The organism is Telluria sp. ZT3P26, from assembly GCF_059686035.1.
Window position 1 is genome coordinate 1 of record NZ_JCASII010000010.1, and the last position, 21012, is coordinate 21012.

Here is a 21012-nt window from a genome sequence, read left to right on the forward strand (position 1 = left end):
ACCGTGAAACGACTTTGCGCCGATGATAGTGCTGCAACCAGTGTGAAAGTAGGTTATCGTCAGGCTAGTTATATAGAAAAGCCCCACTCAGTGATCTGAGTGGGGCTTTTCGCTTTGTGCGATCGATTATGATGCCCCATTCTGCCAAGACCGAATCCAGCATCCTGCTGATCCGTGTCAGCCCAGCCCAGTCCTTCGCCGCCGCATGAACGCGTCCTTCACGCCGCCATGCTCGCCAGGCCGTTGATGTGCACGCCAATGCGACCGGACATAAGCCAGCTAGTCTTTACCCGCATCATCCCGAACCAGTGTCGCTATCGACCCACCAACAAGGCCAGCTGAATTACTGGCTCGTCACCGTCACCGGCTCTACTGTCTTCTCCACGCCGCGGCTGCGGCTGATACTGTCCCCATCATCCCGGCGCAGACGCCAGAACACCAGCGAAGAAAACAGCGTCAGTATCGCCAGCGCCATGAAACCGTGGTGGATTGCCTGTGTCACCTGCCCCTGATTGGTTTGGGGCACGTCACCAAGAAACCAGGCCGTGACAAGCGATCCTGCCGCCAAACCAAAGCTCATCGACAATTGCTGCAACGAGCTGGAGATCGTGCTTGCCATGCTCGAGTCTGCTGGCTCGATGTCGGCATACGCCAGCGTGTTCATGCTCGAAAACTGCAGCGAGTTGAAGAAGCCCAGCATCAGGCTGATGCACACGATCATGATCAACGGCGTGCCGGCGTCGACCAGTGTGAACATGGCAATCGTCACGCCAATCATGATCGTATTGGCCAGCAGCACCTGGCGATAACCGAAGCGTGCCAGCAGGCGCGGCGCGAACAGTTTCATTCCCATTGCCGCGAGCGCCGACGGCATCATCATGAGCCCCGACTGCCATGCCGGCATCCCCAGGCCCAGCTGGTACAGCAGCGGTAGCAGGAATGGCAGGCCGCCAACGCCCAGGCGGGTCACAAAGCCCCCCAGCACCGCGATACGGAAGGTCCGCACCTTGAGCAGCGTCAGGCGTAGTAAAGGAAACTTCGTGCGGCACGCATGCCAGGCATAAGCGCCCAGCAAACCCAGCGCCAGCAAGAACAGCAGCCCCGCCGTGACGCCGTCGAGCGTGTGCTCGCCAAACACTTCCAGCACCCACGACAGCAAGGCCGTGCCGCTGCTGAACAGCAGCAGGCCGGTCACATCGAGCGGCCGCCGCTGCTCCGCGCGGTAATCCGGCATATGGCGCCAGACAAAATACAGCGCGATCAGGCCCACCGGCACATTGACGAAGAAGATCACGCGCCAGGTGGTCCAGTGCACGATCAGTCCGCCGATCGTCGGGCCCAGCAGCGGCCCGATCAGCGCCGGGATGATCACGAAGTTCATCGCGCCCAGCAACTCATTCTTGGGAAACGTCCGCACGATGGACAGACGCCCGATCGGAATCATCATCGCGCCACCCAGCCCCTGCAGCAGGCGCGCGCCCGTCATCATGCGCGCATCGACCGACAAGCCGCACAGCACGGACGCAAAAGTGAAGATCGCGATGGCCGTGAAGAACACGCGGCGCGTACCGAAGCGATCGGCCATCCAGCCACTGAGCGGAATACCGACGGCCAGGCCCAGGATATAGCTGGTGACAACGGATTTGAGACTGAGCGGCGTGACGCCGAGACTGGCGGCAATGCTGGGAATGGCGGTATTGACGATGGTCGCGTCCAGCTGTTCCATGAACAGCGCGATGGCGACGAGCCAGGGGAGGTAGCGTTTGAGGGTGGGCGAAGGAGTCAATCGGGCCTCGACAACAGCGCGCGGACTGCGCCGCGAAAGGCCCGATTGTGTCACGAATTGCTATTTACCCGCGCCGTGTACCCGCAGCGCAGGTGGGTCTCAGGCGGGTAACGCAACCCGTTAGAAACGGTAGGCTGCCTTGGCGACGAGCCAGTTGGCGCCGGCGTTCGGGCTCTTGATGCTGCCGTTCGAGTAGTGCTGGTACTTCAGGCCGAAGTCCCACTTGGCGGTGGTATAGCCGACGCCGATGTGGTCGCCGAACTGGAACGCGGTCGACAGTTCCTTGTCTTCATTCTTGTACAGCGTCGACAGCAGGTTCAGGCCGATACCGATTTCGCCATACAGGCCCAGCTTGTTGTCGTTCTGGTAGCGGAACACCGGGGTAAAGCCCAGTACGCCGATGTTCTTGTTTCGACCGGGGACGTTCTCGTACGCGTTCAGGCGCCACAGGGCCAGATTCGTTTCAAAGTAACCCGACAGATGGCGGCCATTGCCAGCGAACCATTGCTTGTCCCAGTCAGACTGGATCGCGACGCGGCCCATGCGCTGCTGCGGATTGGTGCCGTATTCGAACGAGACGGAATCGATGTAGCCGTTACCCACGGTGGACTGGGCGAACGCGGCAGGCGCGCACAGCGCGGCGCTGGCCAGCGCCAGCATGCTGATTTTTTTGAGAGTGAACATGGTCTACCTGGAAAGGGTGAGGGATGACATTTTGGAATAATGCGGTATTGTACTAGCGGGAACAATAGCGTGCTGCCAGCCACGTAAGTGCGCGGCACAGGTATCATGGGCGCCCGCCGCAACAATATCGATCAAGACCTATGGCCGAACCAACCATCACCCCGCTGTACCCCTTGAGTGCGCCAATGCAGCGCCAGCCGGAATCCGTCGTGCTGCCGCATGACCCGGTCGGTGAACACATTGCCGCGCACCTGGGCGCACCCGCGATGTTTTTCCACGAGACCGATGGCGGCGCCATCCAGGTCGACATCCACGTGATCGCACCGACTGCCGACTTCCCCTATGTGCGCCTGCTGACCTCGGGGATGAGCAAGCGCCCGATGACGACGCCGGAAGGTGCGCCACCGTTTGCGGAACTGATGATGACCTTGCCGGCAAACTGGCAGCTCGATGAAGCGTCGATCAAGGAAGAACGCTGGTACTGGCCGGTGGCCCTGATGCGCCACCTGGCGCACTATCCGCACAACCAGGGCACCTGGATTGGCCTGGGCCATGCGCTGCCCAATGGCGCGCCGCCCAAGCCTTACGTCGAGGGCGTGGGCTTCTGCGGCGCCATCCTGCTGCCGCCGGTCTCGGCGCCGGAACCGTTTCACTCGGTGACGGTCGAAGGCAGGGATATCTATTTCCACTGCGTCGTGCCGCTGTTCAAGGAAGAACTCGACCTGGCGCGGCACCGTGGCTTTGCCGCCCTGATCGACAAGTTCAACGACAAGGACGTCACCGATGTCGTCGACCCGGCGCGCAAGAATTCGGTCAAGAAGAAATTTCTCGGCCTGTTCTAGGCGCCGTCAAACCGGGCCGGGCGCGATGCCCGGCCCGCTACGCGATCAGGCAACCGGCAGCTGCATCTCCGCCAGGCGCACCCAATAGCTCGCCCCAATCGGCAGCAGGTTGTCGTTGAAGTCGTAACTGGCATTGTGCAACTGGCATGGGCCAAGACCATGGCCGCCTGCGCGGTGGTCGCCATCGCCATTGCCGAGGAAGACATAGCAGCCCGGCTTGGCCTGCAGCATGAAGGCAAAATCCTCGGCCCCCATGGTCGGCTCGACATTCGCATTGACCGCGTCCGGGCCCACCACCGCGCGCATGGCCTCGATCGCAAACGCGGTCTGCTCGGTGTGGTTCACCAGCGGCGGATAATTGCGTTTGAAGCCAAAGTCGATCGTCGCGCCAAAGCCGGCGGCAATCCCGTCGGCCATTTCCTGCATGCGGCGCTGGATCAGGTCCAGCACCTCGGTCGTGAACGTACGCACTGTCCCCACCAGCTGTGCTTCATCCGGAATGATGTTGGTGGCACTGCCTGCATGGATCTGGGTGATCGACAACACCGCGGTGAGCAGCGGATTCTTTTCGCGGGAAATGATCGTTTGCCACGCCTGCGCAATCTGCACCGCCACCATGATCGGATCAATGCCGCGGTGCGGCTGCGCCGCGTGGGCGCCCTTGCCGCGCACGGTCACGCGAAACTCGTTACTCGAGGCCATCATCGGCCCGTCGACCACGGCAAACGTGCCTTCGGCGATGCCTGGCCAGTTGTGCATGCCATACACGGCGTCCATCGGGAAACGCTCGAACAGGCCGTCTTCGATCATGCGCCGCGCGCCGCCGCCGCCTTCTTCGGCCGGCTGGAAAATCACGTACACGGTGCCGTCGAAGTTGCGGTGCTGCGCCAGGTAGTGCGCGGCGCCGAGCAGCATGGCCGTGTGGCCGTCGTGGCCGCAGGCGTGCATCTTGCCGGCATGGGTCGACGCATGGGCAAAGCCATTGATTTCTTGCATGGGCAGCGCGTCCATATCGGCGCGCAGGCCGATCGCGCGCTCGGACGTGCCGTTCTTGATGATGCCGACGACGCCCGTCACGCCCAGCCCGCGCACGACGGGAATGCCCCACGCTTCGAGCCGGTCGGCGACGATTTGTGCGGTGCGGTGCTCTTCGTAGCTCAGTTCGGGATGTGCGTGCAGGTCGCGCCGGATTGCCTGGATTTCGGCGTGTGACGCCAGGATAGGTTCAACCAGTTTCATGATGTTCTCCGCGATGGGGACCTCGGTGGCGCTGCCGCGCGCTGCAGCGCGTCAGGCGCTGTACGCAGGGGTTTGCTGGAGGCCCCTCGGTTGTCTTGCCACCCTTGCATGGCATGGTTTTAACTATTGTAGCGTGCCTTAAACAGACTTGACAGGGGAGGTCACGAACCTTGTCCGAATCGTATAAAGTATTGGTTTAGCGCAGTTTTTTTCAGTGCAGCCTGCATTCAAGCCCAAATAACAATATGACCACCACCACCGTCCGTGCGACCTGTCCCCACGATTGTCCCGATACCTGCGCGCTGCTCATCAAAGTCGAGAACGGCGTCGCGACAGAGGTCAAGGGCGACCCGGACCATCCCACCACGGCCGGCGTGCTGTGCACCAAAGTTTCACGTTACGTCGAACGCACCTACCACCCCGATCGCGTGCTGTATCCGATGCGGCGCGTCGGCCGCAAGGGCGAAGGCAAGTTCGAACGCATCACGTGGGACGCTGCCCTGGACGAGATCGCCATGCGCCTGACGGACATCGCCGCGCGCGACCCTGAAGCGATCCTGCCCTACAGCTATTGCGGCACGATGGGCCTGGTGCAGGGCGAATCGATGTCGCTGCGCTTTTTCAATCAACTGGGCGCGTCGCTGCTCGACCGCACCATCTGCGCGACGGCCGGCGCGACCGGCTACCGGTATTCCATCGGCAGTTCGATTGGCACCGACCTCGAGCAGTTCCAGAACGCCAAACTGATCCTGATCTGGGGCGGGAATCCGATCGCGTCGAACCTGCATTTCTGGATGCGCGCGCAAGAAGCCAAGCGGAATGGTGCCACCTTGATTGCCATCGATCCGTATCGCTCGCTCACCGCCGAAAAATGCCATCAACACATTGCGCTGCTGCCTGGCACGGATGCCGCGCTGGCGCTGGGCATGATGCACGTGCTGATCCAGGAAGACCTGCTCGATCACGCCTATATCGACAAGCACACACTGGGTTTCGAGCCACTCAAGGCGCGCGCGCTCGAATGGCCGCCGGAACGCACGGCCGAGATCTGCGGCATCACCGTCGATGAGGTAGTGAATCTGGCGCGCCTGTACGGCCAGACCGCGAAGAACGGCGAGGCGGCCGCGATCCGCGTCAACTACGGCGTCCAGCGCGTGCGCGGCGGCGGCATGGCCGTGCGCAATATCGCCTGCCTGCCAGCCCTGGTGGGCGCCTGGCGCCTGCCAGCCGGCGGCATCCAGTTGTCGAGCTCGGCCTCGTTCCCGACCAACCGCCCGGCGCTGCAGCGGCCGGACCTGCTGGCCGGCCGCACGCCGCGCACGATCAACATGACCACGATCGGTGACGACCTGCTGCGCGAGAGCGCGCCTGATTTCGGCCCCAAGATCGAGGCCGTCATCGTCTATAACGCCAACCCGCTGGCCATTGCGCCCGATTCGCGCAAGGTGCAGCAAGGCTTCGAGCGCGAAGACCTGTTCACCGTGGTGCTCGAGCACTTCCATACCGACAGCGCCGACTACGCCGACATCCTGCTGCCGGCCACCACGCAGCTCGAACACGTCGATGCACACCTGGCCTATGGCCACCTGTACATGATGGCCAATAATGCCGCCGTGGCGCCGGTGGGCGAATCCAGACCGAACACCGAGTTCTTCCGCCTGCTGGCCGCGCGCATGGGCTTTACCGATCCGTGCTTCAGCGAGAGCGACGACGCCATCGCCGCCCAGGCCTTCAACAGCAAGGATACGCGCGCGGTGCACTTCGACTGGGAGTCGCTCAAGCGTACCGGCTGGAGCAAGCTCAACATGCCGGACGCGCCGTTTGCCGACGGCGGCTTCACGACGCCATCGGGCAAGTGCGAGTTCTTTTCCGAGAGCATGCTGGCCGACGGTCTCGATCCGGTGCCGACGTACATCCCGCCGTACGAGTCGGTCGCCTCGAACCCGGAGCTGGCAAAAACCTATCCACTGGCCATGATTTCTCCGCCGGCGCGGAACTTCCTCAACTCGACGTTTGTCAATGTACAGAGCCTGCGCGCAACTGAGGGCGAACCGCACCTCGACATCCACCCACTCGATGCTGCCGCACGCGGCATCGCGCACGGTGACATGGCGCGCATTTATAACGACCGCGGTTCGTTCCTCGCCCGTGCACGCGTGACCGACAAGGCGCGCGCTGGATTGGTGGTGGGCTTGTCGATCTGGTGGAAAAAGCTGGCCACCGACGGCAAGAACGCCAACGAAGTCACCAGCCAGCGTTTGACCGACATGGGCCGGGCGCCCACTTTCTACGACACCCTGGTGCAGGTTGAAAAAGCTGCGCCCCCGACACGAGATGACGCCCTCTAGATTCGCACTGGCCTTCCGGCCGCTCATGGCCGCGGCAGCTGCGGTCTTCATGTTGACCAGCTGCTCATCGCTCTCGTACTACACCCAGGCCGCGCAGGGCCAGCTGCAATTGCTGTCCGATGCGCGCCCGATCGACGACTGGATCGCCGACACCGGCACCAGCGCCACCCTGCGCCATCGGCTGGAAGCGGCGCGCCAGATCCGCCGCTTCGCCATCCAGGAAATGCAGCTGCCCGATAACGGCAGCTACACCAACTACACCAGTCTGAAACGCCCCTACGTGCTGTGGAACGTGGTGGCCACGCCCGAGCTGTCCCTCAAGCCGGTCCAGTGGTGCTTCCCGGTGGCCGGCTGCGTGAACTACCGCGGCTACTACAGCAAGACCGATGCCCAGGCCTATGCCCGGCAACTGCGCGCAGAAGGCCATGACGTGGAAGTGGGCGGCGTCACCGCGTATTCGACGCTCGGCTGGTTCAGCGACCCGCTGGTATCGACCTTCATCAATTACCCGGACGCCGAACTGGCGCGCCTGATCTTCCATGAACTGGCGCACCAGGTCGTCTATGTCGCGGGCGACTCGCAATTCAATGAATCGTTTGCCAGCGCCGTCGAGCAGGCCGGCGTGGAAGCCTGGCTCGAACGCTTCGGCAACCCGGCCATGAGCGCTGCCTACGACCGCTACAAGGCCCGCAAGCGCGACTTCCTGGCGCTGCTGCTGCATTATCGCGGTGAACTCGAGCGCACCTACAAGAGCATCGAACCGGACGAGACCAAGCGCGCCACCAAGGGCCGCCTGTTCATCGCGCTGCAGAACGATTACCAGGTGCTCAAGGCGAGCTGGGGCGGATACGCCGGGTACGACCGCTTCTTTGCCGAGCCGCTCTCGAACGCCCATCTTGCCTCGGTTGCGACCTACAATGACCTGGTGCCGGCATTTCGCGCTCTGCTGCACCGGGAGAAAACCTGGAACGGTTTCTACCGGGCCGTCAACCGTCTCGCTGCCCTTGACAAGAAGGAGCGCAATCGCGTCCTGGCGCGGCTGGCGACGACGAATCCATCAGGCTTGCAGGTGGTGCAGCGCACCATCAATGCTCTGCCGTAGAGGGCTGGTTCCAATCGGCGTAAAAGCGCTTGCGCACATGGGCGCTGCCCGATAGCATCACAACCAGCGATAGCAAAGGCATAAGCTTCGTGCGCACGCGAGCCGGCAACATAGCACGGCCGTTGACAAGAACGATCACGATCCGACCAGGATCACGAGACAGAGGCGACCCATGGACAAGATTTGGCTGCAGTCGTATCCACCAGGCATGCCGGCAGAGATCAATCCCGATCGGTACTCTTCGCTGGTGCAGTTGCTGGAAGAATCGTTCAGCAAATTCGCAGACCGCAACGCCTTCGTCTGCATGGACAAGTTCCTTACCTACCGCGAGCTGGATGCGTATTCGCAAAAGCTCGCCGCCTGGCTGCAAAGCCGCGGCCTGACGCCCGGCGCGCGCGTGGCCATCATGATGCCCAATGTGCTGCAGTACCCGATCGCGCTGGCCGCCGTGCTGCGCGCCGGGTATGTCGTCGTCAACGTCAATCCGCTCTACACCGCGCGCGAACTCGAACACCAGATCACCGACTCGGGCGCCGAAGCCATCATCGTGCTGGAAAACTTCGCCCACACCGTACAGAAGGTGATGGGCAAGACGCCGCTGCGCCACGTCGTGGTGGCGAACATGGGCGAGCTGCTTGGCGGCGCCAAGGGCATGGTGGTCAATTTCGTGGTTCGCCACGTCAAGAAGATGGTGCCCGAGTTCTCGCTGCCGAACATGGTCACCTTCAAGGATGCGCTGGCGCAGGGCGCCCGCATGACCTTCAAGCCGGCCACGCTCAAGGCCGGCGACGTCGCCTTCCTCCAGTACACGGGCGGCACCACCGGGCCTTCAAAAGGCGCCACGCTCACGCACCGCAACGTGATCGCCAACGTGCTGCAAAGCGAAGCGTGGTCGGCGCCGGCGCTGGGCGAGGCGGGCGGCGAGCCGCTGACGATCGTGTGCGCGCTGCCGCTGTATCACATCTTCGCGCTGACCGCGTGCGCGATGTGGGGCATGCGCATGGGCGCGCTGAACGTGCTGATCGTGAACCCGCGCGACATCCCCGGCTTCGTCAAGGAACTGGCCAAGTACCGCTTCAACATGCTGCCGGCCGTGAACACGCTGTACAACGCGCTGGTGAACAACCCCGACTTCGCGCACCTCGATTTCTCCGGCCTGCGCATCTGCAATGGCGGCGGCATGGCGGTGCAGAAGGCCGTGGCCGACAAATGGCGCGATATCACCGGCGTGGCCATCATCGAAGGCTACGGCTTGTCCGAGACGTCGCCGGTGGCCACCTGCAACCGCGCCGACGTGCTTGAATTCACCGGCACCATCGGCCTGCCGGTGCCATCGACCGACATCGCCATCATCGACGACGCCGGCAACCCGGTGGCGGCGGGCCAGAGCGGCGAGATCGCGATCCGCGGCCCGCAAGTCATGCAGGGCTACTGGAACCAGCCGGCCGAGACCGCCAAGGTCATGACGGCGGACGGCTTCTTCCGCTCGGGCGACATCGGCATCATGGACGAAGGCGGCTATGTCAGGATCGTCGATCGCAAGAAGGACATGATCCTGATCTCGGGCTTCAACGTCTATCCGAACGAACTCGAAGGCGTCATCGCCGGCCATCCAGGGGTGCTCGAGTGCGCCGTGGTCGGCGTGCCGGACGCCCATTCGGGCGAGGCGGTCAAGGTATTCGTGGTAAAAAAAGACCCGAACCTCACGACGGACGATTTGCTGGCCTACTGCAAGCAGGAATTCACCGGCTATAAACGACCCAAGTACATCGAATTCCGCGATGAGCTTCCCAAGACCAACGTCGGCAAGATCCTGCGGCGCGCGCTGCGGGATGAAAAGCAGGCGGACACGGTGGCGTAAGTCACGGCGGATGATGGGCAATCAGCCGAAGCCGCCTGTCAGGCGGCTTCGGCGTTTTATTGGAACCAACAAGGAAGGCAGTGGAATACATGGACAAATTCTGGCTCACGTCGTACGAAACCGGCATACCGGCAGAGATCGATGCGACGCAATATCGCTCGCTGTCGCATCTGCTCGAGGAGGCGTTTCGCAAGTACGCCGACCGCAAGGCCTATGCCTGCATGGGCAAGTCCATCACGTTTTCCGAACTCGACACGATGTCGCAGCGCATGGCCGCCTGGCTGCAGGCGAAGGGCCTGAAGCCGGGCGCGCGCGTGGCGCTGATGATGCCCAATGTGCTGCAGTACCCGGTGGCGCTGGCCGCCGTGCTGCGCGCGGGCTACGTCGTCGTCAACGTCAACCCGCTCTACACCCCGCGCGAGCTGCAGCACCAGCTGACCGATTCGGGCGCCGAGGCAATCGTGGTGCTGGAAAACTTCGCCCACACGCTGGAACAGGTGGTCGGCCAGACGCAGGTCAAGCACGTCATCCTGGCCACGATGGGCGACCTGCTGGGCGGCTTGAAAGGCACGCTGGTCAACCTGGTGGTACGCAAGGTCAAGAAGATGGTGCCGGCTTACTCGCTGCCAGGCGCGATCGCCTTCAACAAGGTGCTGGCCGAGGGCGCGCGCGAGACGCTGGCGCCGGTGGTCATCGGCCACGATGACATCGCCTTCCTGCAGTACACGGGCGGTACCACGGGCGTGTCGAAAGGGGCCGTGCTGCTGCACCGCCACGTGATCGCCAACGTGCTGCAGAACGAAGCCTGGTTCGCGCCGACCTTAAGCCGCATGCCGCCGGGCGAGCAGGCGCAGTTTGCGTGCGCGCTGCCGCTGTACCACATCTATGCGCTGACGGTCTGCGCGCTGCTCGGCCTGCGCGTGGGCGGCATGAACCTGTTGATTCCGAACCCGCGCGACATCAAGGGCTTCATCAAGGAACTGGGTGGCTACCGCATCAACATCTTCCCGGCCGTGAACACCTTGTACAACGGCCTGCTGAACAACGACGATTTCGCGAAGCTCGATTTCTCGGGCCTGATGGTGTGTCCGGGCGGCGGCATGGCCGTGCAAAAAGCGGTGGCCGACAAGTGGCTCAAGACGACGGGCATCCCGATCGTTGAAGGCTACGGCTTGTCCGAAACCTCGCCCGTGGTCACCGCCAACCGCTGCGACATCAGCGAGTTCACCGGCACCATCGGTCTGCCGCTGCCTTCGACCGAACTGCGCATCCTCGATGATGCCGGCAACGCCGTCCCGTTCGGCACCGCCGGCGAGATCGCCGTGCGCGGCCCGCAGGTCATGGCCGGCTACTGGCAGCGCGATGACGAAACGGCCAAGGTCATGACGCCCGATGGCTTCTTCAAGACGGGCGACATCGGCATCATGGACGACAAGGGCTACACGCGCATCGTCGATCGCAAGAAGGACATGATCCTGGTCTCGGGCTTCAATGTGTACCCGAACGAAGTCGAAGGCGTGGTCGCATCGATGCCGGGCGTGCTCGAAGTGGCGTGCGTGGGCGTGCCCGACCAGCATTCGGGCGAAGCGGTCAAGCTGTACGTGGTCAAGAAGGACCAGAGCCTCACCGCCGACCAGGTCACGGCGTTCTGCAAGGAGCAGATGACCGGCTACAAGCGGCCGAAGTTCGTCGAGTTCCGCGAAACGCTGCCGAAGACGAACGTCGGCAAGATTTTGCGGCGCGAACTGCGCGACGAAAAAAAGCCGGGTTGATGCCGGCATAAGGTTCTGGAGGCCGCCATCATGGCGGCCTTTTTTACGACCGGATTACCGGTTCGCGATCAGCGATTCGAGCGGCGGCAACTGGCGCGGCTTGCGATCCGGGCCGGTGGCCACATAAGTCAGCGTCGCCTCGGTCACCTTGACCACTTCGGCGGCCAGCCGGTTGCGCTCGGCGTACACCTCGACGAACACCGTGATCGACGTGTTGCCCACCCTGGTGATATCGGCATAGAACGACAGCAGGTCGCCGACGAACACCGGATTCTTGAACAAAAACGAGTTCACGGCGATGGTCGCCACGCGGCCATTGGCGCGGCGCGTGGCCGGCAGCGAACCGGCCAGGTCGACCTGGGCCATGATCCAGCCGCCGAACACATCGCCATACACATTGGCGTCGGACGGGGTGGGCATGACCCGCAATTCAGGCATCTTGCCGGCGGGGAGGCGAATGGTGCTGGGCGTGGTAACGGTGTTTTCGGGCGTGGTCATCGTGAATTCTCGGTAAAAGCTACAATCGACCCGAATTGAACCACAAAAGTCTCCCCATGCGCCGCAATACCTCACTTCCGCCGGACCCTACCGGCATTCCCCGCAACGACTGGGCCACGCTCAAGACCCTGTTCCCGTACCTGTGGGTCTACAAGTGGCGCGTGCTGGCCGCCATGGGCGCGCTGGTCGCGGCCAAGATGGCCAACGTCGGCGTGCCGCTGGTGCTCAAGCGGCTGATCGACGGCCTGGCCATCGATCCTGCGCACCCGCACGCGCTGATGGTGCTGCCGGTCGGCGTGCTGATTGCCTACGGCCTGCTGCGGCTGTCGATGACCGTCTTCACCGAGCTGCGCGAATTTCTGTTCGCGCGCGTGACGCAGCGCGCCGTGCGCACCATCGCGCTGCGCGTGTTCCGTCACCTGCACGCGCTGTCGCTGCGCTTTCACCTGAACCGCCAGACGGGCGGCATGACGCGCGACATCGAGCGTGGCACGCGCGGCGTGAACTCGCTGATCTCGTACTCGCTCTTCAACATCCTGCCGACGCTGGTCGAGATCACGCTGGTGCTGGGCTACCTGATACTGAATTACGATATCTGGTTCAGCATCATCACCGCTGTGGCACTGGCCTCGTACATCACCTTCACCGTGGTGGTCACCGAATGGCGCACGCACTTCCGGCGCACGATGAACGACCTCGAATCGAAGGCCAGTACCAAGGCGATCGACTCGCTGCTCAATTACGAGACGGTGAAATACTTCGGCAACGAAGACTACGAAGCCAAACGCTACGACGAGGGCCTGAAGAACTACGAGAACGCCGGCGTGCGCTCGCAGACTTCGCTGTCGGTCCTGAACACGGGCCAGTCGCTGATCATCGCCACCGCCGTCACGCTGATCCTGTGGCGCGCCACGCAGGGCGTCATCAACGGCACCATGAGCCTGGGCGACCTGGTGCTGGTCAATACCTTCATGATCCAGCTGTACATGCCGCTGAACTTCCTGGGCGTGATCTACCGCGAGATCAAGCAAAGCCTGGCCGACATGGAGCGCCTGTTTGGCCTGCTCGACCAGAACCGCGAAGTGGCTGATGGCCCCAAGGCGCTGCCGCTGGTCATCAAGGGCGCGCAGGTCGAGTTCTCCCACGTGGAATTCAGCTACGAGACCAAGCGCCAGATCCTGTTCGATGTCGACTTCACCATTGCCGCCGGTACCACGACGGCGGTGGTGGGCCACAGCGGCTCGGGCAAGTCCACGCTGTCACGCCTGCTGTTTCGCTTCTATGACGTGAACGGCGGCGCGATCAGGATCGATGGCCAGGACCTGCGTGACATCACCCAGTCTTCGCTGCGCGCGGCGATTGGCATCGTCCCGCAGGACACGGTGCTGTTCAACGACACGATCGAATACAACATTGCGTATGGCCGGCCCGGCGCCAGCCACGACGATATCGTGGCGGCTGCGCGCGCGGCATCGATCCACGACTTCATCGAAAGCCTGCCGGATGGCTATCAGAGCATGGTGGGTGAGCGGGGCCTGAAACTGTCGGGTGGCGAGAAGCAGCGCGTGGCAATCGCGCGCACGCTGCTGAAAGACCCGGCGCTGCTGATTTTCGACGAAGCCACGTCGGCGCTCGACTCGCGCGCCGAGCAGGCAATCCAGGCGCAGTTGAAAGAGATTGCAAAGAACCGCACGACGCTGGTGATCGCGCACCGCCTGTCGACGATCGCCGACGCGCAGCAGATCATCGTGCTCGATCACGGCAAGATCGTCGAGCGCGGCACGCACGGCGCGCTGCTGGCCGCGCGCGGCCTGTATGCGCAGATGTGGGACCGGCAACTGGCACGGCCGGATGAGGATGTGGCCTCGCCGCCGCTGGTGCCGGACGCCTTCGAGCAGGTGGTAACGGGTAAATAGGCGTAGGGTGGACGGCTCCGCCGTCCACGCGTCCCGCCAGCAGTGCCTCAATACGTATAGAACATCCGTTGAATCTCCTGCGTGCTGGTCGTCCTGGTCAACGCCAGCATCAACAGGATCCGCGCCTTCTGGGGGCTGAGCGTATCGGCCACCACGAAGTCCAGCTGGTCGTCATTGGCTTCGCCATTGCGCGCCACGATGCCCTGGCCGACGCGGCTCGCGCGCACGACGATGACGCCCTTGGCACGTGCCGCCACCAGCGCCGGCTTCGTTTTGGCAGGCAGGCTGCCGTTGCCGACACCCGCGTGCACCAGGCCCTTGGCGCCGGCCGCCACCAGCGCATTGACCGCCACGTCGCCCACGTTCGCATACGCGTACGCCACGTCCACCTGCGGCAGCGCATCGACCCTGGTCAGATCGAATTCGGTATCGACCGTGTGCTTGCGCATCACGTCGCGATAGAAGAACGGCTTGCCGCCCTGGATGTAGCCGATCATGCCTAGCTCCGTCGTGCGGAAGGTGTCCGCCGTCGTCGTATTGGCCTTGGTGACGTCGCGCGCCGCGTGGATCTGGTCATTCATCGCCACCAGCACGCCGCGGCCGGCCGCTTCAGGCGTGCCCGCCAGGCGCACCGCGTTGTACAGGTTGATCGGGCCGTCGGCCGACAGCGCCGTCGAGGGCCGCATCGAACCCACCACCACCACCGGCTTCCTGCTCTTGACGACCAGGTTCAAAAAATATGCCGTCTCTTCCAGCGTGTCGGTCCCGTGCGTGATGACGATGCCATCGACGCTGCTCTGCGCCAGCAGCACATTGACCCGCTTTGCCAGTTGCAGCCACTGCGCATCGCTGATGTTTTCACTGGCGATCTGGAATACCTGTTCGCCGGTGACGTTGGCCACCTTCGTGATCTCGGGCACGGCTGCAATCAGCGATTGCACGCCGACGGTGGCAGCGGTATAGCCGACCGTCGTCGTGCTGCTGGCGCCCGTTCCGGCGATGGTGCCGCCGGTGGCGAGGATCGTCACGTTCGGCAGCTTGGCGGTCTGGGCCTGGACGGCGGCCGCAAACAAAAACAGAACGCCGCACAGGGCGGCGTGGGCAGATCGCGGGAACAGCATGAAGGTCTCCGGGTTTTATAAACCCGGCAGCTTACAGCTTTTTAAAGACGACGCCATCCTTCATCACGAACTTGACCTGCTCGAGCAGCTTGACGTCCTTGAGCGGGTCGCCCTCGACCGCGATGATGTCGGCCGCGAACCCCGGCGCGATCGCGCCCAGGCGCTTGGGCTGGTCCAGCAGCACGGCCGCATTGATGGTGGCGGCGCGGATCGCGTCGATCGGCGTCATGCCCCCTTCGACCATGTAGCCGAATTCCTTCGCATTCTCGCCATGCGGGAACACGCCGGCATCGGTGCCGAACGCGATCTTCACGCCGGCCTTGTGGGCGCGGGCAAACGTGGCCTGCAGTTGCGGCCCGATCGCTGCGGCTTTCGGCTGCACCAGCGCCGAGTAGTAGTTCGGCACCTTGGCCTTGTCCGCCACGTAGCGGCCGGCCGAGATGGTCGGCACGTACCAGCCGCCGGTCTTCCTGAAGAGCGTGATGACCTCGTCGTCCATCAGCGTGCCATGCTCGATTGAGTCGACGCCGGCGCGCAGCGCGCGCTTCATGCCTTCGGCGCCGTGGGCGTGGGCCGCCACGCGAAAGCCGTAATCCTTCGCGGTCGTGACGACGGCGCGCAGTTCGTCCTCGGTGTACTGCGAGTTCTGGCCGCTGGCGGCCTGGCTCAGCACACCGCCGGTGGCCGTCACCTTGATCAGGTCCGCGCCGTCCTTGTAGCGCTGGCGCACGGCCTGGCGCGCTTCTTCGGGGCTGTTGAGCACACCCTCGACCGGGCCGGGCGTGCCGATCTTCTCGTTCAGGAAGTGCGACAGGTTGTTGGTCGGATCGGCGTGACCACCCGTGGTGGCCAGCGATTTACCGGCCGTGAACATGCGCGGGCCCGGCACGTCGCCGGCGGCGATCGCCCGCTTGAGCGCGATGTTCAGGTCATCCGCCGCGCCCAGGTCGCGCACCGTCGTGAAGCCCGCCATCAGCGTGCGTTCGGCAAACCTGATCGAGCGGTAAGCCATGTCGGCCGGGTTGGCCGTGAGGCGGTCGCGGTAGGCGTCGACTGCCGGCTGGGTCTCGCTGGTCAGGTGCACGTGCATGTCGATCAGGCCGGGCAGGCAGGCGTGGCGCGACAGGTCGATGTTGCCGGCCGCGCCGGTCATGGGGCCGACCGAGACGATGCTGCCGTTCTCGATGACGATGCTGACGCGTTCGCGCCAGGTGCCTTGCTGCACGTCCAGCAGGCGGCCGCAATCGACTGTCTGGGTGGCGGCGTGCGCGCTGTTCAAGGCCAGCAGCATGCCGGCGGCCATCATGGTTTTCATCGTTTGTCCCTCGTTATTTTCATGAAAAAAAAGGCCCTCCATCTCTGGAAGGCCTTCCGGTATCAGGCAATGCCCGCCGCGCCTAGCGCAGCGGTGAAATGGCGGGTTCGGCGTTCGGCTCCCCGAGCTCGCCCTCCCACTTGGCAACGACGGCGGTGGCGATGCCGTTGCCGATGACGTTGGTGGCCGAGCGGGCCATGTCCAGGAAGTGGTCGATCGCCAGCAGCAGCAGCAGACCGGCTTCGGGGATGTCGAACTGGTTCAGCGTGGCGGCGATCACGACCAGCGATGCGCGCGGCACGCCGGCCATGCCCTTGGAGGTCAGCATCAGCACCAGCATCATCGTGATCTGGGTGCTCATCGACAGCTCGATGCCGTAGGCCTGGGCGATGAAGACGGCGGCGAAGGTGCAGTACATCATCGAGCCATCGAGGTTGAACGAGTAACCGATCGGCAGCACGAACGAGGCCAGGCGGTTCTTGACGCCGAAGCGCTCCAGGCCTTCCAGGGTTTTCGGGAACGCCGCCTCGGACGATGCGGTCGAGAAGGCCAGCAGGGTCGGGCCGCGCAGCTCGGCGATCAGGCGCAGGATGCGCGGGCCGACGAAGATCATGCCGATGCCGATCAACACCACCCACAACAGCGCAATACCGAAGTAGAACTGGGCCATGAAGATGCCGTAGGTCGACAGCACGCCCAGGCCGCTCTTGGCGATGATGCCCGAGACAGCGGCCAGCACGGCGATCGGTGCGAAGTTCATCACGTAGCCGGTCAGCTTGAGCATGACGTGGGCGACGCCGTCGATGGCGTCGATCATCGGCGTGGCGCGCGCGCCGACGGCAGCGGCAGCGGTGCCGAAGAACACCGAGAACACGACGATCTGCAGGATCTCGTTACGGGCCATGCCGTCGACAATGGAGGTTGGCACCAGGTGGGTGATGAAGTCCTTCATCGTCAGGCCGCTGGTGGTAATGCCCGAAGTGGCATCGACTGGCGGCATCATGCCGGCAGCGAACAGCGCGTCACCGGGACGGAACAGGTTCACCAGGATCAGGCCCAGCGACAGCGAGATGAGCGAGGCGATGAAGAACCAGCCCAGCGCCTTGACGCCGATGCGGCCGACTTCCTTGGCGTCGCCCATCTTGGCGATGCCGACCACCAGGGTGGCAAACACCAGCGGCGCGATGATCATCTTGATCAGGCGAAGGAACAGCGTCGTGATCAGCGACATCGTGTCGGAGAAGCTTTGCGCCCCGGCCGTATCTGAATTGGTGTTGACCAGATAGCCGACCAGAATACCGACCACCAGCGCGATCAGAATATAAGTGGTCAGGCGGTTTCGATTGTTCATAAAGCTTCCTGTCTTTTGGACCTGTGCGACACCCGCGGCAACGGCGCTGTCGCTGGTGAATTGTTCGGGCAGTGGCTGGCTGTCGAGGACCGAAAGACCAGTTAGTTCTGAAGATTATGGCAAGTTCCGCAGTATCCTAGCCGCTGTTGGTGCTGTCAAGCATGCCGTCGCGTGCGTCCTCGCCCATGTTGCGCGGTGATCCAGGACGCCCCGGCACAGGTAAAATACGCCATCCGTTTTCCGAGAGCCGCCATGTCCACCATCGAAATCCCTGACACCATCACCATCACCCGTCCAGACGACTGGCACCTGCACCTGCGCGACGGCGCGGCCATGGCCAGCGTGCTGCCGCACAGCGCGCGCCAATTCGCGCGCGCGATCGTGATGCCGAACCTGCGCCCGCCCGTCACCACCACCGCGATGGCGCTGGACTACCGCGCCCGGATCCTGGCTGCGCTGCCCGAGGGCGTGCAGTTCGAGCCCCTGATGACGCTGTACCTGACCGACAATACCAACCCGGACGAAATCCGCCGCGCGCAGGACACCGGCTTCATCCACGCCGTCAAGCTGTACCCGGCCGGCGCCACGACCAATTCCGACGCAGGTGTGACCGACCTGACCAAGTGCTACAAGACGCTCGAAGTGATGCAGGAAATCGGCATGCCGCTGCTGGTGCACGGCGAAGTCACCAATAGCGACATCGACCTGTTCGACCGCGAAGCCGTGTTCATCGAGCGCGTCATGCGCCCGCTGCGCCGCGACATGCCGGCCCTGCCGGTCGTGTTCGAGCACATCACCACCAGGGATGCGGCCCAGTACGTGGCCGAAGCTGAAGGCCCGATCGCGGCCACCATCACCGCGCACCACCTGCTGTACAACCGCAATGAGCTGTTCAAGGGCGGCATCCGCCCTGACTTCTACTGCCTGCCGGTGCTCAAGCGCGAAGAACACCGCCTGGCGCTGGTCACCGCAGCCACCAGCGGCGACGAGCGCTTCTTCCTGGGCACCGACTCGGCGCCGCACGCGTTGCACACCAAGTACGCCGCCTGCGGCTGCGCGGGCTGCTACACGGCGCTGCACGCAATGGAGATGTATACCGAAGCCTTCGCCCAGGCCGGCGCGCTCGACCAGCTGGAGGCGTTCGCCAGCTTCAACGGCCCGGCGTTCTACAACCTGCCACGCAACGAAGGCACGATCACGCTCAAGCGCGAAGCCTGGACCTTGCCCGCATCGGTGCCGATGGCCGAACACCAGCTGGTGCCGCTCAATGCGGGCGAGACCATCAACTGGAAGATGCTGTAACACCGATGCTGCCGCCGATCGACTGGGCGCAGCCGTGGTACGACACGGTGCGCCCGGCCTTCGAGCGCGCCGCGCCGCCGCCTGACGCCTTCATCGACGCCTTCAACGTCGCGGCGCGCACGCTGGACCTGCGCAACGGCGCCGGCCAGCCGCTGCGCTTCGTGCCGCAAGCGAGCCTGCCCGACGGTACCGCGTACGAGGCATTCATCGGCGCGACGGGGCAGGTGCCCACGCGCGACAATCTGCACGACTTTTTCAATGCGCTGGTGTGGCTGACGTTCCCGGGTATCAAACGCGCCCTGAACACGCTTCAGGCGGCGCAGATCGCGCAGGCCGGCGTGGGCAAGTCGCGTGGACCGGCGCGCGACGCCGCCACGATCTTCGACGAAAACGCGGCGCTGCTGGTGGTGCGGGGTACGGCTGCCGGGCGCGCGCTGGTGGACGACCTGCGCGCGCACCGCTGGCTCGAAGCGCTGCACGACGGGCGCGCCCTGTTCGGCCGCGACGCCGAGGTCTGGCTGTTCGGCCACGCGCTGATGGAGAAGCTGGTCACGCCGCGCAAGGCGATCACCGCGCACACGCGTGTCGTGTTCGTGGATGACGCGTACTTCGCGCTGGCGCCGGCTGCGCGCCGCGCCTGGATCGACCGCGAGGTGGCGGATGCCCTGGCCGGCGAAGGCCTGGCGAGCAACGGGGCCGCAGCGGGCTTCACACCGCTGCAGGTGCTGGGCGTGCCGGGCTGGTGGCCGGGGCAGGACGCCGATTTTTATCGTGATACCACCGTGTTCCGTCCACGCCGGACGGACTAACCAAGGAGAATGTGCATGGCTGAAGCGGTACGTTGGGGAATCCTCGGCACGGGCAAGATTGCCCGTGCTTTTGCCACTGCACTCAAGGACGTGCCGGGTGCGGTGCTGGCGGGCGTGGCGTCACGCAGCCAGGAAACGGCCGACGCGTTCGGCCACGAATTCGGCGCACTGGCCAGCTACGGCTCGTACGAGGCCCTGGCCGCGAACCCGGACATCGACCTGGTCTACATCGGCACGCCGCACCCGCAGCACGTCGAGAATGCGTCGATGGCCCTGCGCGCCGGCAAGGGCGTGTTGTGCGAGAAGCCGTTCACGATGAACCTGCGCGAAGCCGAGCAGGTCGTCACGCTCGCGCGCACCAGGCGCCTGTTCCTGATGGAGGCCATGTGGACGCGCTACCTGCCGGCCTACCAGGAAGTCCAGCGCATCCTGGCGTCCGGTGAAATCGGCACGCCGCGCCAGGTGGTGGCCGACTTCGGGTTCGCCGCCACGTTCGGCCCTGAGCACCGCGTGTTCAATCCCGCGCTGGGCGGCGGCGCGCTGCTCGACCTGGGCATCTATCCGCTGTCGATCGCTGCGGGCCTGCTTGGCCCGGTGACGGAAATCCGCGCCCAGGCCGAGATGGGCCCGACCGGCGTCGACGTGCAGACGGGCTTCACGCTCAAGCACGAAGGCGGCGGCATGTCGGTGTGCAGCTGCTCGCTGCTGGCGCGCACGCCGGCCGAACTGACGGTGGCGGGCGAGCGTGGCCATGTGCGCATGAACACGCGCTTCCACTGCGCGACCTCGGTCACGGTCACGCTTGACGATGGCACCTCGCGCACGATCGACACGCCGTATCAGGGCAACGGCTATGTGCACGAAGCGATCGAAGCGCAGCGCTGCTGGCAGGCCGGTTTGCTGGAAAGCCCGGTAATGACGCAGCGCGAAACGCTGGCGCTGATGGGCGTGATGGACGAGATCCGGCGCCAGATCGGCTTGCGTTACGAGGCGGACCGGGTGCGCGTGCCCGCATGATGCCTGGCGCTGTCAACCACTTCGGGTCAGATCGACAAACAACAAGGAC

At 64.1% G+C, this 21012-nt stretch carries 16 protein-coding genes; 9 read left to right on the plus strand and 7 right to left on the minus strand.

What is annotated here, in order from left to right:
• Window positions 1-343: 343 nt before the first annotated feature.
• Window positions 344-1786 carry a DHA2 family efflux MFS transporter permease subunit gene (locus AC56LN_RS22190; protein ID WP_499574747.1) on the minus strand — a complete coding sequence of 481 codons (1443 nt, stop codon included), beginning with the start codon at window positions 1784-1786 and terminating at the stop codon, window positions 344-346.
• Window positions 1787-1906: 120 nt separating this feature from the next.
• Window positions 1907-2470, minus strand: coding sequence for an acyloxyacyl hydrolase (locus tag AC56LN_RS22195; protein WP_482896535.1), 564 nt, complete (start codon window positions 2468-2470; stop codon window positions 1907-1909).
• A 140-nt stretch (window positions 2471-2610) separates the two neighbouring features.
• Here AC56LN_RS22195 and AC56LN_RS22200 point away from each other — a divergent pair, with 140 nt between their 5' ends.
• A complete protein-coding gene (locus tag AC56LN_RS22200) occupies window positions 2611-3312 on the plus strand; it encodes a suppressor of fused domain protein (protein ID WP_499574748.1) in 702 nt (233 codons plus the stop codon).
• A gap of 45 nt (window positions 3313-3357) precedes the next feature.
• Here the strand turns inward: AC56LN_RS22200 and AC56LN_RS22205 are convergent, their stop codons facing one another.
• Window positions 3358-4551: a M20 aminoacylase family protein gene (locus AC56LN_RS22205; protein WP_499574749.1), complete on the minus strand. Its 1194-nt coding sequence runs from the start codon at window positions 4549-4551 to the stop codon at window positions 3358-3360.
• Between the two features lie 245 nt (window positions 4552-4796).
• Here AC56LN_RS22205 and AC56LN_RS22210 point away from each other — a divergent pair, with 245 nt between their 5' ends.
• The 4 genes from AC56LN_RS22210 to AC56LN_RS22225 all read left to right on the plus strand — a co-directional run bounded on the left by AC56LN_RS22210 (window position 4797) and on the right by AC56LN_RS22225 (window position 11634).
• Entirely contained in the window at window positions 4797-6899 is a 2103-nt protein-coding gene (locus AC56LN_RS22210) for a molybdopterin-containing oxidoreductase family protein (protein ID WP_499574750.1), read from the plus strand.
• 25 nt (window positions 6900-6924) lie between these two features.
• Complete coding sequence (locus tag AC56LN_RS22215; RefSeq protein WP_499574776.1) at window positions 6925-8001, plus strand: aminopeptidase; 1077 nt, start codon at window positions 6925-6927, stop codon at window positions 7999-8001.
• Between the two features lie 172 nt (window positions 8002-8173).
• Entirely contained in the window at window positions 8174-9862 is a 1689-nt protein-coding gene (locus AC56LN_RS22220; RefSeq protein WP_499574751.1) for a long-chain-fatty-acid--CoA ligase, read from the plus strand.
• An 89-nt stretch (window positions 9863-9951) separates the two neighbouring features.
• Window positions 9952-11634: a long-chain-fatty-acid--CoA ligase gene (locus AC56LN_RS22225; RefSeq protein WP_499574752.1), complete on the plus strand. Its 1683-nt coding sequence runs from the start codon at window positions 9952-9954 to the stop codon at window positions 11632-11634.
• A gap of 54 nt (window positions 11635-11688) precedes the next feature.
• On the opposite strand, the gene AC56LN_RS22230 is transcribed toward AC56LN_RS22225, so the two are convergent.
• Window positions 11689-12132, minus strand: a complete 444-nt coding sequence (locus tag AC56LN_RS22230) for an acyl-CoA thioesterase (RefSeq protein ID WP_499574753.1) — start codon at window positions 12130-12132, stop codon at window positions 11689-11691.
• 56 nt (window positions 12133-12188) lie between these two features.
• On the opposite strand from AC56LN_RS22230, the gene AC56LN_RS22235 reads away from it, so the two are divergent.
• Window positions 12189-14048 carry an ABCB family ABC transporter ATP-binding protein/permease gene (locus tag AC56LN_RS22235; protein ID WP_499574754.1) on the plus strand — a complete coding sequence of 620 codons (1860 nt, stop codon included), beginning with the start codon at window positions 12189-12191 and terminating at the stop codon, window positions 14046-14048.
• Window positions 14049-14095: 47 nt separating this feature from the next.
• Here AC56LN_RS22235 and AC56LN_RS22240 read toward each other — a convergent pair whose 3' ends face one another.
• From AC56LN_RS22240 to AC56LN_RS22250, 3 genes are all read right to left on the minus strand, one after another.
• Window positions 14096-15169 (minus strand): type II asparaginase, encoded by a 1074-nt coding sequence (locus tag AC56LN_RS22240; protein WP_499574755.1) that lies wholly within the window; start codon window positions 15167-15169, stop codon window positions 14096-14098.
• Between the two features lie 31 nt (window positions 15170-15200).
• The gene (locus AC56LN_RS22245; RefSeq protein WP_499574756.1) at window positions 15201-16484 is read right to left on the minus strand and encodes a metal-dependent hydrolase family protein; all 1284 of its coding nucleotides are present in this window, start codon (window positions 16482-16484) and stop codon (window positions 15201-15203) included.
• Between the two features lie 82 nt (window positions 16485-16566).
• Window positions 16567-17835: a dicarboxylate/amino acid:cation symporter gene (locus AC56LN_RS22250; protein ID WP_482896526.1), complete on the minus strand. Its 1269-nt coding sequence runs from the start codon at window positions 17833-17835 to the stop codon at window positions 16567-16569.
• 252 nt (window positions 17836-18087) lie between these two features.
• Here AC56LN_RS22250 and pyrC point away from each other — a divergent pair, with 252 nt between their 5' ends.
• The 3 genes from pyrC to AC56LN_RS22265 are packed head-to-tail and all read left to right on the plus strand — an operon-like array spanning window position 18088 to window position 20963.
• Window positions 18088-19137: a dihydroorotase gene (gene pyrC, locus AC56LN_RS22255; RefSeq protein WP_499574757.1), complete on the plus strand. Its 1050-nt coding sequence runs from the start codon at window positions 18088-18090 to the stop codon at window positions 19135-19137.
• 5 nt (window positions 19138-19142) lie between these two features.
• On the plus strand, window positions 19143-19946 hold the full coding sequence (locus tag AC56LN_RS22260; protein WP_499574758.1) for a DUF3025 domain-containing protein: 804 nt from the start codon (window positions 19143-19145) through the stop codon (window positions 19944-19946).
• A 15-nt stretch (window positions 19947-19961) separates the two neighbouring features.
• The gene (locus AC56LN_RS22265) at window positions 19962-20963 is read left to right on the plus strand and encodes a Gfo/Idh/MocA family protein (RefSeq protein WP_499574759.1); all 1002 of its coding nucleotides are present in this window, start codon (window positions 19962-19964) and stop codon (window positions 20961-20963) included.
• Window positions 20964-21012 lie beyond the last annotated feature (49 nt).